The sequence below is a fragment of the Oerskovia rustica genome, assembly GCF_014836555.1.
Classification (GTDB): Bacteria; Actinomycetota; Actinomycetes; order Actinomycetales; family Cellulomonadaceae; genus Oerskovia; species Oerskovia rustica.
The window spans coordinates 1-13,790 of record NZ_JACSQQ010000049.1; the positions used below are offsets into that span (position 1 = coordinate 1).

General features: G+C 73.4%; 11 protein-coding genes. 6 read left to right on the plus strand and 5 right to left on the minus strand.

Going from position 1 to position 13,790, the window contains the following annotated elements; translation table 11 throughout:
- From H9652_RS18210 to H9652_RS18230, 5 genes are all read left to right on the plus strand, one after another.
- Window positions 1-1,484: MFS transporter (locus H9652_RS18210; protein ID WP_225228454.1), on the plus strand; the 1,484-nt coding region annotated here is incomplete at its 5' end.
- The gene (locus tag H9652_RS18215; RefSeq protein ID WP_191798062.1) at window positions 1,481-2,257 is read left to right on the plus strand and encodes an electron transfer flavoprotein subunit beta/FixA family protein; all 777 of its coding nucleotides are present in this window, start codon (window positions 1,481-1,483) and stop codon (window positions 2,255-2,257) included. The genes H9652_RS18210 and H9652_RS18215, both read left to right, overlap by 4 nt.
- Window positions 2,258-2,288: 31 nt before the next feature.
- The gene (locus tag H9652_RS18220) at window positions 2,289-3,188 is read left to right on the plus strand and encodes an electron transfer flavoprotein subunit alpha/FixB family protein (protein WP_191798064.1); all 900 of its coding nucleotides are present in this window, start codon (window positions 2,289-2,291) and stop codon (window positions 3,186-3,188) included.
- Complete coding sequence (locus tag H9652_RS18225; protein WP_191798066.1) at window positions 3,185-4,489, plus strand: FAD-dependent oxidoreductase; 1,305 nt, start codon at window positions 3,185-3,187, stop codon at window positions 4,487-4,489. Before H9652_RS18220 ends, H9652_RS18225 begins: the two co-directional genes overlap by 4 nt.
- 41 nt (window positions 4,490-4,530) lie before the next feature.
- On the plus strand, window positions 4,531-4,803 hold the full coding sequence (locus H9652_RS18230) for a ferredoxin family protein (RefSeq protein ID WP_210410911.1): 273 nt from the start codon (window positions 4,531-4,533) through the stop codon (window positions 4,801-4,803).
- Window positions 4,804-4,878: 75 nt separating this feature from the next.
- Here the strand turns inward: H9652_RS18230 and H9652_RS18235 are convergent, their stop codons facing one another.
- The 5 genes from H9652_RS18235 to H9652_RS18255 all read right to left on the minus strand — a co-directional run bounded on the left by H9652_RS18235 (window position 4,879) and on the right by H9652_RS18255 (window position 10,977).
- Window positions 4,879-7,494 (minus strand): helix-turn-helix transcriptional regulator, encoded by a 2,616-nt coding sequence (locus H9652_RS18235; RefSeq protein ID WP_191798068.1) that lies wholly within the window; start codon window positions 7,492-7,494, stop codon window positions 4,879-4,881.
- A gap of 259 nt (window positions 7,495-7,753) precedes the next feature.
- Window positions 7,754-8,794, minus strand: coding sequence for a hypothetical protein (locus H9652_RS18240; RefSeq protein WP_191798070.1), 1,041 nt, complete (start codon window positions 8,792-8,794; stop codon window positions 7,754-7,756).
- Window positions 8,795-8,957: 163 nt separating this feature from the next.
- A complete protein-coding gene (locus tag H9652_RS18245; protein ID WP_191798072.1) occupies window positions 8,958-9,428 on the minus strand; it encodes a pyridoxamine 5'-phosphate oxidase family protein in 471 nt (156 codons plus the stop codon).
- Between the two features lie 55 nt (window positions 9,429-9,483).
- Window positions 9,484-10,101, minus strand: coding sequence for a hypothetical protein (locus H9652_RS18250; RefSeq protein WP_191798074.1), 618 nt, complete (start codon window positions 10,099-10,101; stop codon window positions 9,484-9,486).
- Window positions 10,102-10,329: 228 nt separating this feature from the next.
- Entirely contained in the window at window positions 10,330-10,977 is a 648-nt protein-coding gene (locus tag H9652_RS18255; RefSeq protein WP_377678508.1) for a mycothiol-dependent nitroreductase Rv2466c family protein, read from the minus strand.
- A 201-nt stretch (window positions 10,978-11,178) separates the two neighbouring features.
- Here H9652_RS18255 and pepN point away from each other — a divergent pair, with 201 nt between their 5' ends.
- On the plus strand, window positions 11,179-13,740 hold the full coding sequence (gene pepN, locus H9652_RS18260) for an aminopeptidase N (protein ID WP_191798077.1): 2,562 nt from the start codon (window positions 11,179-11,181) through the stop codon (window positions 13,738-13,740).
- The last annotated feature ends 50 nt before the right edge of the window (window positions 13,741-13,790 follow it).

Genomic DNA, 13,790 nt, shown 5'->3' on the forward strand with positions numbered 1-13,790 from the left:
ACCACCGCCGCCCCACGGGGGGGGGGGTCGTCACCGCGGCCCCCGGGCGGGTCATGCTCGACGACGTCGAGATGACCCCGTTCCTCAAGCGGGTCACCCTCTTCTCGTCGGGGGGCCCGTTCCTCGACGGCTACGTGCTGTCCATCATCGGCGTCGCCCTCATCCAGCTCGGCCCCGCGCTCGACCTCGACGCGACCTGGACGGCCGTCGTCGGGGTGGCCGCGCTCGTCGGCCTCTTCCTGGGGACGTCGGTCGGCGGTTGGCTGACGGACGTCATCGGGCGCAAGAAGATGTTCGTCATCGACATCGTCGCGATCGCCGTCCTCTCGGTCGGTACCGCGTTCGTGGGCACGCCGCTCATGCTCGTCGTCATGCGGTTCCTGATCGGCATCGTCATCGGTGCCGACTACCCGATCGCGACGTCGCTCATCGCGGAGTTCACCCCGCGCAAGCACCGCGCGATCTCCATGGGCATCGTCGCGGCCGCGTGGTACCTCGGTGCGAACGTCGCCTTCCTCGTCGGCTACCTCCTCATGGACGTCGACGGCGGCTGGCGGTGGATGCTCGCGAGCGCCGTCGTGCCGTGCCTGGTCATCCTCATCGGTCGCTGGGACATCCCCGAGTCGCCCCGCTGGCTCGCCCGCAAGGGGCGGGGCGAGGAGGCGCGCGCGATCGTGCGGCGCATCTTCGGCGCGGACGTCGAGCTCGAGGCCGAGACGACGTCGAAGGTCGGGTACGCGACGCTCTTCCGCCGCGGGTACGTGGGCAAGATCCTGTTCGTCGGGACGATCTGGATGTGCCAGGCCGTGCCCATGTTCGCGATCTACACGTTCGGGCCGCGGATCATGACGGAGTTCGGGTTCGGAGCCGGCCAGACGGCGACGATCGGCGAGATGATCATCGGCACGTTCTTCATGGTCGGGTGCATCCCGGCCATGTTCTGGGCGAACTCGATGGGGCGGCGCAAGCTGCTCATCGGCAGCTTCGCGATCATGACCGTCGCGCTCGCGGTCCTGGGCATCCTGCCCACCGCCGCCATGCCCGTCGTGATCGTCTGCCTCGCCCTGTACGCCTTCTTCTCGGGCGGCCCCGGCAACCTGCAGTGGCTGTACCCGAACGAGCTGTTCCCGACGGACGTCCGGGCCTCCGCCGTCGGGGCCGCCATGGCCTTCAGCCGCATCGGAACCGTGGTCTCGACCTACGTGCTGCCCGGCTTCCTCGCCGCCTACGGCACCCGCGCCACGATGACGGCAGGCGCCGTGATCTCCGGCCTGGGCCTGCTCGTCTCGGTGCTGTGGGCACCCGAGACCCGCGGCCTGACCCTCGTCGAGGCCAGTGCGCTGCGCCTCGGCATCCGGGGCCGGCGTGCGGGCTCCGGCCCCCGCACGGCCGGGACGCCCGCCTCCCCGACGGGCACGGGCACCCCCCTCACCACCAGCGACCGCGGACCCCGCGGCGACCTCCAAGGAGATGGATCACGATGAAGATTGCCGTTGCCTACAAGTGGGCACCGAACCCGCAGGACGCCGCGGTGGGAGCCGACGGGACCGTCGACTGGGGCCGCGCCAAGGCGTCGGTGTCCGAGTACGACCCGGTCGCCGCCGAGCTCGGCCGCCGCCTCGCGGACGCCACGGGTGCCGAGCTCGTCGGCATCAGCGTGGGCGGCCCCGACGTCGCGTCGCCGATGGCCCGCAAGTCCGCGCTGTCCCGCGGGTTCGACCGCGCGGTCGTCGTCGCGGACCCGGCGCTCGAAGGTGCGGGCCCGACCCTGACCGCCACGGTCCTCGCCGAGGTCGTCAAGCACGTCGGCGACGTCGACCTGGTCCTGACGGGCGACTCCTCGCAGGACGTCGGCGCGCAGCTCGTGCCCGCGATCCTCGCCGGCGCGCTCGGCTGGCCGGCCCTCGCGAACGTCACGGCGATCTCGGGCGGCGCGGGAGACCTCGTCGTCGAGCGCCTGCAGGACTCCGGCTCGCAGGTGCTGCACGCCTCGGGCCCCGTCGTCCTGGCGGCCGCTACCGACGCCGTCGTGCCGCGCGTGCCCGGCATGAAGGACATCCTGGCCGCCGGCAAGCGCCCCGTGGAGGTGCTCTCCCTCGCCGACGTCACGCCTGCGGCACCCGTCGCCGCGACCGCGGTGGTCGCCACGGCCCGCCCCGCCCTCGCGGCGCGCAAGCAGCACGTGATCGACGGTTCCGACCCGGTGGCCGCGGCCGCCGAGCTCGTCGCCGCGCTGCGCGCCGACAACGTCCTCTGACCACCCCGATCTCCCGGGAAGGAACACCCTCATGAGCAGCACCTACATCCTCGTCGCCGGGGACGCCCGCATCGACGCCCTCGTCGAGCTCGCCCAGGGCACCAGCACCACCGCGGTCGTCGTCGGCACGCGGTCCGTCGCAGAGGCAGTCGCGGCCTCGGGCGTGGACGCCGTCACCTGGCTCGGCGAGCCGGGCGACGCTCCCGTCGAGGCCTACTCCTCGACGGTCGCCACCCTGGTCGCGGCCGCCCAGCCGGACGTCGTCCTCGCCTCGAGCCGGCCGGCGGACCGGGTACTCGCGGGGGCCGCGGCCGCCGTCCTCGGCGCCCCGGCGTTCACGCAGGTCTCCGCGGTGACGGTCGTGGCCGACGGCGTCGAGCTGACCCGGTCGGTCTTCGGCGGCATCGCGCAGGAGACCGACCGGGTCTCCGGCCCGGCGGTCGTCGTGGTCGACGGCGGTGCCGTCACCACGGGCGGCAGCGCCGCGATCGCCGAGGTCACGGCCTCGGCGATCCCCACGCTCACCGTCACCGAGAACCGCCCGGCCGAGCGTGCCGTCGTCGACCTCGGTCGCGCACAGCGCATCGTGTCCGCCGGCCGCGGTGTCAAGGCCAAGGACGACCTCGGGCTCGTCGAGTCCCTCGCGGCGGCGATCGGCGCCGAGACCGCGTGCTCCCGCCCGCTCGCCGAGGGCCTCGGGTGGTACACGCACGACCGCTACGTCGGCGTCACCGGCCAGCAGGTCTCCCCCGAGCTGTACCTCGCGGTGGGGATCTCCGGGCAGCTCCAGCACACGGTCGGTGCCCGTGGCGCGCGCACCGTCGTCGCGATCAACTCCGACAAGGACGCGCCATTCTTCGCCGAGGCCGACTACTGCGTCGTCGGCGACCTGTACCAGGTCGTCCCGGCCCTCACGGCGGCGTTGTCATGACGACCGAGGCGGTCGAGCCCGACTTCGACGTCATCGTCGTCGGTGCCGGCGTCGCCGGGTGCGTGACCGCGTACCGGCTCGCCGAGGCCGGCCGCTCGGTCGTGCTCATCGAGCGGGGCGAGGCGCCCGGCTCGAAGAACCTGTCGGGCGGCGTGCTCTACTCGCGGGTCATGGAGGAGGTCTTCCCCGACTTCCTCACGCAGGCCCCGGTCGAGCGGCGCATCACGCGCAACTACGTGCAGTTCCTCAACGGCACGTCGTCGGTCGGGATCGACTACCAGGACTCGCGGCTGTCCGACCCCGTGAACGCGGTGACCGTGCTGCGCGCCCGGCTCGACGCGTGGCTGGGCGAGAGGTGCGAGGAGGCCGGCGTGTTCCTCATGCCGGGGGTCCGCGTCGACGAGGTACTCACCGAGGACGGCAAGGTCGTGGGCGTCCGCGCCGGCGACGACGAGCTGCGGGCCCACGTGGTCGTGGCCGCCGACGGCGTCAACTCCTTCCTGGCGCGCGCGGCGGGCCTGCGCCCCCAGGAACCGACGAACCACCTGGCGCTCGGCGTGAAGGCGGTCGTCTCGCTGCCCGCGGCGACCATCGAGGAGCGGTTCCACTGCGCCGGTGACGAGGGCGTGGCCTACGCCGTGGTCGGCGACTGCACGCTCGGGATCGGCGGCGGCGGGTTCCTGTACACGAACCGCGACTCGATCTCGGTCGGCGTGGTGCTGCGGCTGGACGACCTCGTCGCCAAGGGCGTGCCGTCGTCGGAGGTGTTCGAGCACTTCCTGACCCACCCGTTCGTCGCCCCGCTGCTCGCGGGCGGCGAGGTGTCGGAGTACGCGAGCCACCTGGTCGCCGAGGGCGGCCTGGACATGGTCCGCGAGATCACCACGGACGGCATGGTCGTCGTGGGCGACGCCGCGGGCCTGACGCTCAACACGGGCCTGACCGTCCGTGGCATGGACCTCGCCACGGCCTCCGGCATCGCCGCGGCCACGGGGATCGAGGCGGCGCTGGCTGCGGGAGACACGTCCAAGGCCGGGCTGGCGGGGTACCGGACGGCGCTGACCGCGTCGTTCGCCGGCCAGGACATGCAGACCTACGCCAAGGCGCCCGCGTTCCTGGAGCGCGAACGCATGTACGAGCAGTACGGCTCGCTCCTCGCCGACATCATGTACGGCGCCTTCAACCACGACCTCAGACCGCGTCGCCACCTGCGCGACGTGGCGAAGAGGGCCTTCAAGCGCTCGCCCGTGCGCCTGCGGGACCTGTTCTCCGACGGGCTGGCGGGGGTGCGTGCGCTGTGACGACGACTGGATCCGTGACCCGGGGGCTCAGGATCGGGACCGTGGCAGATCGGCTGGCCGGCAACCGGTACGAGACCGACGAGGAGGAGAGCCACATCCACCTCGACCAGGACCTCGCCCGCACCACCGGGTGCGCGCGACGGCTGGTCGCGATCTGCCCGGCCAAGGTCTACGCGGAGGAGGCCGACGGGACGATCTCCGTCGAGTACGCCGCGTGCTTCGAGTGCGGCGCCTGCGCCGCCGTGGCCGAACCCGGGGTGCTCACCTGGCGCTACCCGCGCGGCGGCATGGGCATCTCGCTCCGCGAGGGCTGAGCCCTCGCGGACCCGGGTGGTCCGGGCGCCCGCGGGCAGCTACCCGGACCACCCCGGCGAGGCCCCGCGCGGACGTCAGCGCTGGCCGCACGTGAGCCAGGTGCGCGCCGCGCGCGCCAGTCCCTCACGACCGTCCGCACCGACCTTGTGGCTGGCGCTGAAGACGTGGTTCTCGACCGTGCGGACGCTGAGCACCATGCGTGCGGCGATCTCCGGCAGCGAGTACCCGCGGGCGACGAGCACGGCCACCTCGCGCTCGCGCACCGTGAGGTTCACCGCGCGGTCGAGCGGTGCGAACAACCCGCACAGGTCTCGCCCGCGCAGGCCCGCCTGGCTCCAGGCGGAGTCGGCGTGCTCGAGCGCGGCCCGCGCCTCGCCCGCCTCGAGCAGGAGGACGGACCGGGCGACCGCGGTCCGCACGGCGAACTGGCGCAGACCTGCGCGGTACAGTGCCGACTCCTGCACCGCGAGCTGCTTCTCGTCGGCCGACGCGATCGCGACGGCGTAGTCGGCGAGGCGGCTGAGCAGGGGCGCGTCGCAGGTCGCTGCCATCGCGGACACCTGGGCGGCCCGCTCGGCCGACGGTGAGCGCTCGACGGCGCGCACGCCGGCCGTGACCGCGGCGGCGAGGAACCCGGCCTGGGCCCGCTCCAGGGCGACCTGCCAGATCGCGTCCGCGGCCGCGTCGTCGTCGGGGTCGTGCACGAGCGCCGTGAGCAGGTCCGCGGACATCCACGGGTGCGGCCCGCGGGGGCCGCGCAGGGCAGAGGCCTGCAGGGCCGTGGTGCGGGCGTAGTCGCGTCGGCCCTGCCACTCGGCCGCGTTCGCGGCGAAGGTCAGCAGCGCCGCCTGGACGTGCGGCAGATGCCGTGGCGCCGTGCCGAGCGCGAGGACCGACGACGTGAGCTCGTCGAGCTCCACGACCCGACCTTGCAGCTGCATCCCGTAGCCGGCGACGTACGCGTGCTCGTGCAGCGCCTCGGGAGCCAGGTCGCGGCGGGCCCGTTCGACCCCGGCGAGAGCGTCGTCGACGGCGCCGCGCACGTCGCAGGCCAGCAGCCTGGACAGGGCGCGCAGCGAGGCGACGTGCTCCCGGCGCCCGTCCACGTCGGGGACGGCGTCGAGCAGCTCGTCGGCGCGGGCCGGGCGTCCCGCAGCGAGCGCGGCTGCGGCCCGGCTCACGAGGAGGGCCGCGCGGGCGACTGGCTCGTCCTCGGCGGGCGGGGCCGCGGCGTCGAGCGCGGCGGCTGGCACGTCGCCCACCAGGAGGCTGACGTCGAGCGCCGCCGCGTCGAGCAGGCTCTCGCAGCCCGGCAGAGTGCCACGATGCTGGTCGAGACCGTCCAGGGCTCCGGCGGCCGTGCCCGACGACAGGGCGTGGTGGGTCGCGGTCCACGCGACGAGCCGGGCACGATCGAGCGCCGTGCCCTCGGCGGACGTGCCCTGCAGCACGGCCTCCACCTCGTGGTGGGCTCCCGTGGTGAGGACGACCGACTCCAGGAGCGCGACCGCTGCCGCGGGCGTCGCGCTCCTCTCCCAGGCCCCCCGTCGGGCGACGCGCTCGGCGGTCCAGTGCTGCGCGAGCAGGCGCGCCTCGAGCGGACCGCCTGCTGCTTCCTGGCCCCGGTCCACGTGCACCACGGGGACGACGTGCCGGTCGACCTCGGCGAGCCGGTCCCGGGCCAGGAGGTTGCGCATCGTCGCCCCCTCGTGGGTGATGAACTCGGCGACGAGCGGCGGGAACACGCCCACGACCGGCTCGTCGCCGTCGGCCAGGACCTGCAGCAGCCCGGCGTCGTCGAGCGACGCGAGGGTGTCGGGAGCCACCATGCGCTGCGCCGTGCGCAGGGGCAGGGTCCCGGCGAACGACAGCAGGGTCACGGCATCGAGCCCGGCGTCGTCGATGTCGGTGAGGAACGGCTCGACCGACTGTGACATCGCGGTCGTCCACAGGCTGTCCCGCGTGACCCAGAGCCCGTCGCGCTGGACGATCCGGTTCTCCCGGCGGCCGGTGTCGACGACGGCCGCGACGAGGCCGGGCAGCCCTCCCGACTTGGCCGCGACGCGCGCGACCGTGGCCGGGTCGACCGCCCCGCCGAGCAGGTCGTGGACGAGGGTGTGGACCCCCTCGAACCGCAGCGGGGCGAGGGTGACGCGCGCTCCGGGCTGCAGCTCGGCCGTCAGGGCGCTCGTGCCCGGCTGGCGGCGGCCGCCCGGACGGGACGTGGTGAGCACCGGTGTCCGGGCGCGCGAGTGGACGGCGACGATCGCGCCGACCGTCGTGGGGTCCAGGTCGTCGGCGTCGTCGATGACGAGCACGGACGGACGAGCGGACAGCAGCACCTCGAGGGACCCGACGGCGGAGCTGAGGGCCGGCAGCTGCCCGGGGGTGGCGGCGATCTGCACCCCCGCGACGGCGAGCGCGCTCAGCGGACGGTCCTGCAGCGCACGCACCCCGCAGATGCGGGTCACCGAGGCTCCTCCCGCGTTGAGCCTCTCGATGACGCGGCGCACGAGAGCCGAGCGGCCCGAGGACCGCATGCCGACCACGTTGACGTTGGTGCCGTCGCGCAGGTATCCGAGCACCTGCTCGAGATGGCGGGCGTGGAGCACGACGTCGTCCTTGGTGGGACGGACCGGCGAGGGTTCGGGGTAGGTCGCGGGGGCGGACCCGGGGACGGGCTTGGGCATGTGGGGCGTTCTCCCTCCGCCCTCCATTCTGCCTACCGTTCCGGCCGGTGGGCGCAGAGACCGGTGCGTGGTCGGTTCGTGTCCGCGGACGGCAACCGGGTGGGTCTCGTTCGTGCCCGACGGCGTCGCTCCCCCGGGTGCGTCGCTCGCCCGGACGGGGGCGGCGGCGTCGGGCGGACACGGGCAAGCCGGGGGGAGCAGGCCCTCTCAGGCCTGCTCCCGCGCGCTCAGCCCTGCTCGGGCCCGCTCACAGCCCCGCTCAGAACGAGGAGAGCCCGGCCTTGGCCACGTTGAACCCCTTGCCCGTCTCGCTGTCGGTGCAGCGCATGCCGGACTTCGAGCTCGTGCAGGTGAACGACCCGACGGTCTTGGTCTGGTCGTAGTCGAGCACGGCGACGTCGTCCCCCGCCTTCTTCGGCTGGTCCGCGGTCGGGACGCACGGGATCTCGACGCCGTCCGCGGTGAGGGTCACCAGGTAGCCCGTGGTGCCCGTGCACCCGTCCACCGGGGCGGGCTGGGTCGCGAGCTCGGCGATGCCGCACGAGACGCCCTGCTCACCGATCGTGCACGTGATGTTCCGGCTGGGGCTGGTCACCGACTCGCCCGTGACCGCGACCGGACCCGGGTTCTCGACCGGGGCGTCGGGGGTCTGGGCCGGCGCCTCGGCGGACGTGCCCGGGTCGTCGGTCGCGGCCGGGCCGGGGGCACCTCCGGCGAGGTTGATCGCGAACGCGATGACGATGCCGACGAGGATCACGTCGAGCGCGATGAAGGCGATCCACCCGGGGCTGAGCCGACGTCCGCTCCTGCCCGGGCGACCGCCCGAGCCGGTGCCCGACCCGCCACCCGGGGCGGCCGTCGGCGGCTGCTCGGCGTACGCGGGCTGGTAGGCCTGCTGCGGCGGCTGCTGAGCGGCGTACTGCGGCTGGGCCGCGTACTGCGCGGGCTGCTGCGGGGCGTACGCGGGCTGGGGGGCGACCGGCTGCGCCTGGTAGGCGGCCTGCTGGCCGCTGCCGGGCGCGAACGCGGGTGGCGGCGCCTGGTACGCGGGCTGCGCAGGCTGCTGCTGGTAGGCGGGCGGCTGGTACGCGGGCTGTACCGGCTGGTAGGCCGCGGCCTGGTCCTGCCCGTACGCGGGCTGCACGGGCTGGTAGGCCGTGGCCTGCTGGTCCTGGGCGGCCGGTACAGGGGGCGGCGGGGCCTGCGTCGCGGGCTGCTGCGACCTGGGCTGGAAGACCGGAGGCTGCTGGGCAGGCTCGGAGTGCGGGGGCGGCGGAGGCACGGGGGCGTTGCCGGACATCACAGCTCCTCAGGGGACTCGGACCCCGCAGATTCGGGGCAGAAGTACGCAGCATTGCACGGCCGTCCTGCCTCGGTCGAACCGCAACCCTGTCCGATCGGTCCCGTATGCCCCCGACGCGAGGTCGGTTCCTCCCGGGCCGCGCGCACGTCCGGCCTCGGTGTCAGTCCCGCTGCTCCACGACGTCCACGCCGGTGCCCGGACGCCAGGTCTCGACCCGCGTCACGCCGCCCTCGACCGTCGTGAGCACGACCCGGGTCAGGTCGAGCCAGAAGAGCTGGAACGGCTCGGCGCCGCCGGTCTCGGCCAGGACGGCCGAGCGGTCCGGGTCGTCCCTGGGGGCGCTGCGGACCGTCCCGTCGACCTTGACGTCCCCGTCGGCCCGCGACCCGTCGCCGGGGTTCGAGTGGAGCACGAACCGTGGGTCGACGAGCAGGTCCATCGACCTGCCGGAGCGTGAGGTGGAACCGATCCACACGTCCTCCCGCCAGAACCCGACCTCGGTGCCGCTGACGCGCGGCGAGCCCGTGAGCGTCCTGGTCGCCAGGACGTGCCGACCTGCGGCCTCGAAGCGGGAGCGCACGCGGGCGGCGAGGTCGGGGGCGTCGTCGACGAGCTGCTTCCAGGTGGCCATGGCGACGATCCTTCCACGGCCGGTCAGGCCCGGTGGCCCGTCCGGTCCGCTCAGATCACTCGACCGGCTCCCGGAGGACGAACCCGAGCTCGGCGGCGGCGGCCGCCCACTCGGCCTCCCAGAGCGGGTGGGTACCGAGACGCGACGGTCCGGCCCACCACTCGACCTGTCCGCCCGACACCCCGATCCGGGCGACCTCACCGGACCGCACGGAAGACCGCGTCATCTCCACGAGGTCGGTGATCGCAGGGGCGAAACCGGGGTCGTGGCACGTGATCCGGACCGTGACACCGCCGGCGTCCAGTACCGCCGAGTAGAGGACGTCGAGGTCCACCTCGGCCTGCGCGCGCTCGCACACCGCCAGGACGAGAGCACCCACCTCCTCAGGAGTCGCGTCGTGGTCGAGGACCGCCTCGAGCAGCACGTGGCCCGGGTTCCTGAGGAAGCCGTGGTAGACGTGGCCCGGTGCGGGCACCGAGGTCACTCCCGGCAGTCGCCCGAGCTCTCCGGCGAACGCCCGCGCACGGTCCGTTGCGGGAGCGTCGAGCCCGCTCATCTCGTCGTTGGCCCGGGTCGCAGCGGGCACGGCGACGCTCAGGAAGCGTCCCGCGACCAGCATGACCGACAGCACGAAAGCCACCAGGACGAGCCCGCTCACGACGACCGCTACCACGGACCTGCGGCTTCCGGACCCGGAGCTGCTCGCCGACAGGTCGAGGAGTCCCCCCGGACGACCTCGACCGCTCGCCCCCCGCCCCTGTCCCGACGTCATGCCCGGAGCCTACCGAGTGCCACGGCGGCCTCGGCACGACCGTGGCCGACACCGCCCCCCTTACCCGTGGCGCAGGAACGGCGCACCCTCGCGCGGGAGCGAGGATGCGCCGTCGGGCGTGCGCCGAGGTCAGTCGAAGACCGGGCCCTGCGTGCGCGTGCGCTTGAGCTCGAAGAAGCCGGGCGTCGAGGCGACCAGGACGCACCCGTCCCACAGCCGTCCCGCGTCCTCGCCCTTGGGCGCGGGCGTCACGACGGGGCCGAAGAACGCGACGTCGCCGAACGCCACGACGGGCGTGCCGACGTCCTCGCCCACGCGCGAGATGCCCTCGGCGTGCGAGGCGCGCAGCTCGGCGTCGTAGCGGTCGCTCGTCGCGTGCTCGGCGAGCGACGCGGGCAGGCCGACCTCGGCGAGCGCCTCCGCGATCACGGCGTCGAAGTCGCTGCGCCCGCCCGGGTGCAGGCGCGTGCCGATCGCGTCGTAGAGCGGCTTGACGACCTCGTCGCCGTGCTCCTGCTGCGCCGCGATCACGACACGGACCGGGCCCCAGCCGCGCTCCATGAGGTCCTGGTACTTCTCGGGCAGCTCACGGCCCTCGTTGAGAACCGACAGGCTCATGACGTGCCAGCGCACGCTCACGTCGCGGACCGTCGAGACCTCGTCCATCCACCGGCTCGTCATCCACGCCCACGGACACAGCGGGTCGAACCAGAAGTCGGCGGTGCGCACGGGTGCGTCGCTCTCGTGCAGGTCTCGGGCGGTGTCCGACGTCGTCACAGCAGTCACGGGGCAGGTCTCCTCAGCGGGTGGGAAGGTCGGGAGGGGGCGCGGACCCGCTCCCCCGCAGCCTCAACGCGCCCGGCGACCCGGACATTCCGACCGGCTGGAGGCCATGGCAAACACGGCGACCCGCGGGGTGCCCCGTGGGACAATCGACGCGGCCCACCCGGCCAGCCCGACCCGTACTGAGGAGATGTTGTGCCCGGAGAGAACCTCACCCGCGCCGAAGCCGCCGAGCGCGCCGGTGTCGTCACCGTCCGTTCCTACGAGGTCGCTCTCGACCTCACGACCGGACCCACGACGTTCGGCTCGACCACGGTGGTGCGGTTCGCCGCGACCGCCGGGGCGAGCACCTTCATCGACCTGATCGCGCCGACCGTCCACGAGGTGGTGCTCAACGGCGAGCCGCTCGACGTCGCCCGCGTCGTCGCCGACTCCCGCATCCAGCTCGACGGTCTCGCCGCCGAGAACGAGCTCCGCGTCGTCGCGGACGCCGCCTACACCAACTCGGGCGAGGGCCTGCACCGCTTCGTCGACCCCGTCGACGGCGAGGTCTACCTGTACAGCCAGTTCGAGGTCCCCGACTCGCGCCGCGTGTTCGCCGCGTTCGAGCAGCCCGACCTCAAGGCCACGTTCCAGTTCACCGTCACGGCGCCCTCCGCCTGGCAGGTCGTGTCCAACTCGCCCACGCCCGAGCCCGTCCCCGCGACGCACGCGACCGACTCCGCCGCGGACGCCTCGACCTGGACGTTCGAGCCCACGCAGGTCATCTCGACCTACATCACCGCGATCGTCGCGGGCCCCTACGTGGTCGAGCGCAGCGAGCTCACGTCCTCTGACGGCCGCGTGATCCCGCTCGGCGTGTTCGCGCGCAAGTCCCTCGCCCCGCACCTGGACGCCGACTACATCTTCGAGAAGACCCGTCAGGGCTTCGCGTTCTTCGAGGAGAAGTTCGACTACCCGTACCCGTTCGCGAAGTACGACCAGCTCTTCGTGCCGGAGTTCAACGCCGGGGCCATGGAGAACGCGGGCGCCGTGACGTTCACCGAGACGTACGTCTTCCGGTCCAAGGTCACCGACGCCATCAAGGAGCGTCGTGTCGTGACGGTCCTGCACGAGCTCGCGCACATGTGGTTCGGCGACCTGGTCACCATGAAGTGGTGGAACGACCTGTGGCTCAACGAGTCCTTCGCGGAGTGGGCCTCGACGCTCGCGACCGCCGAGGCCACCGAGTGGCACGAGGCCTGGACCACGTTCGCGGCCATGGAGAAGTCCTGGGCCTACCGCCAGGACCAGCTCCCCTCGACGCACCCGATCGTCGCGACCATCAACGACCTCGAGGACGTGCAGGTCAACTTCGACGGCATCACCTACGCCAAGGGTGGCTCGGTCCTCAAGCAGCTCGTGGCCTGGGTCGGCATCGACGCGTTCATGGCCGGCGTCGCCCAGTACTTCAAGAAGCACGAGTACAAGAACACCGAGCTCACCGACCTCCTGACCGAGCTCGAGGCCACGAGCGGTCGCGAGCTCGGCTCGTGGGCGCGCCTGTGGCTCGAGACCGCGGGCGTCAACACGCTGCGCCCCGAGATCGAGCTCGACGCGCACGGCCGCATCGTGTCGTTCGCGGTGCTGCAGGAGGCCCCGGCCGACTACCCGACGATCCGCCCGCACCGTCTGGCGATCGGCTTCTACAACGTGGTCGACGGCGACCTGGTGCGCGAGCACCGCGTCGAGATCGACGTCGACGGCGAGCGCACCGAGGTCCCCGAGCTCGCGGGCCTCGACCGGCCGCAGCTCGTCCTGCTCAACGACGACGACCTCGCGTACGCCAAGATCCGTCTCGACGAGGCGTCGCTCGCGGTCGCGGTGGAGCACCTCGCGGACATCACCGACCCGCTCGCACGCTCGCTCGTGTGGGGCTCGGTGTGGGACGCGACGCGCGACGGCGAGACGCCGGCGAGCGAGTACGTGCGCCTCGTCCTGGGCAACATCGCCCGCGAGACCGAGTCCACGACGATCCGGACGACGCTCAACCAGCTCGCGCTGGCCGCGAAGTCCTATGTGACACCGGGCAAGCAGGCCGCGACGCTCGCTGTCGTCGGTGACGAGCTGTGGCGACTCGCGCAGTCGGCGCAGGCCGGCTCCGACTCCCAGTTCCAGTTCGTGAAGTTCTTCGCGCACCTCGCCTCGACGCCCGCGCACGCCGACGCGCTGCGCGGCCTGCTCGACGGCTCGGTCTCCCTCGAGGGCCTCGAGATCGACACCGACCTGCGCTGGGAGATCCTCGAGGGGCTCGTCCTCCTGGGCCGCGCGAACCAGGCCGAGGTCGACGCAGCGCTCGCGCAGGACCACACGGCCACGGGCCAGCAGTCCGCGGCCCGCGCGACCGCGACGGCCCCCACGACCGAGGCCAAGCTCGCCGCGTTCGCGTCCCTCGTGGACTCGGACGAGGCCCCGAACGCGATCGTGCGCGCCACGACGCAGGGCTTCCAGCACGTCAACGACCCCGCGGTCCTGGCACCCCTGGTCGAGAAGTACTTCTCCTCGCTGACCACGCTGTGGGCCGAGCGGAGCTACCACATCGCCGAGACGCTGGTCGTGGGCCTGTACGCGGCGCCGCTCGCGAACGCCGAGCTGCGGGACGCGACGCAGGCCTGGCTCGACGCCCACACCGACGCGGCCCCGGCGCTGCGTCGCCTGGTCGTCGAGAACCTCGCGGGCGTGGAGCGCGCGCTCGCGGCGCAGGGCGCGGACGCCTGACGGCCTGACGAACGGCGGACGCCGGGGTGGGAGGGGTGACCTCCCACCCC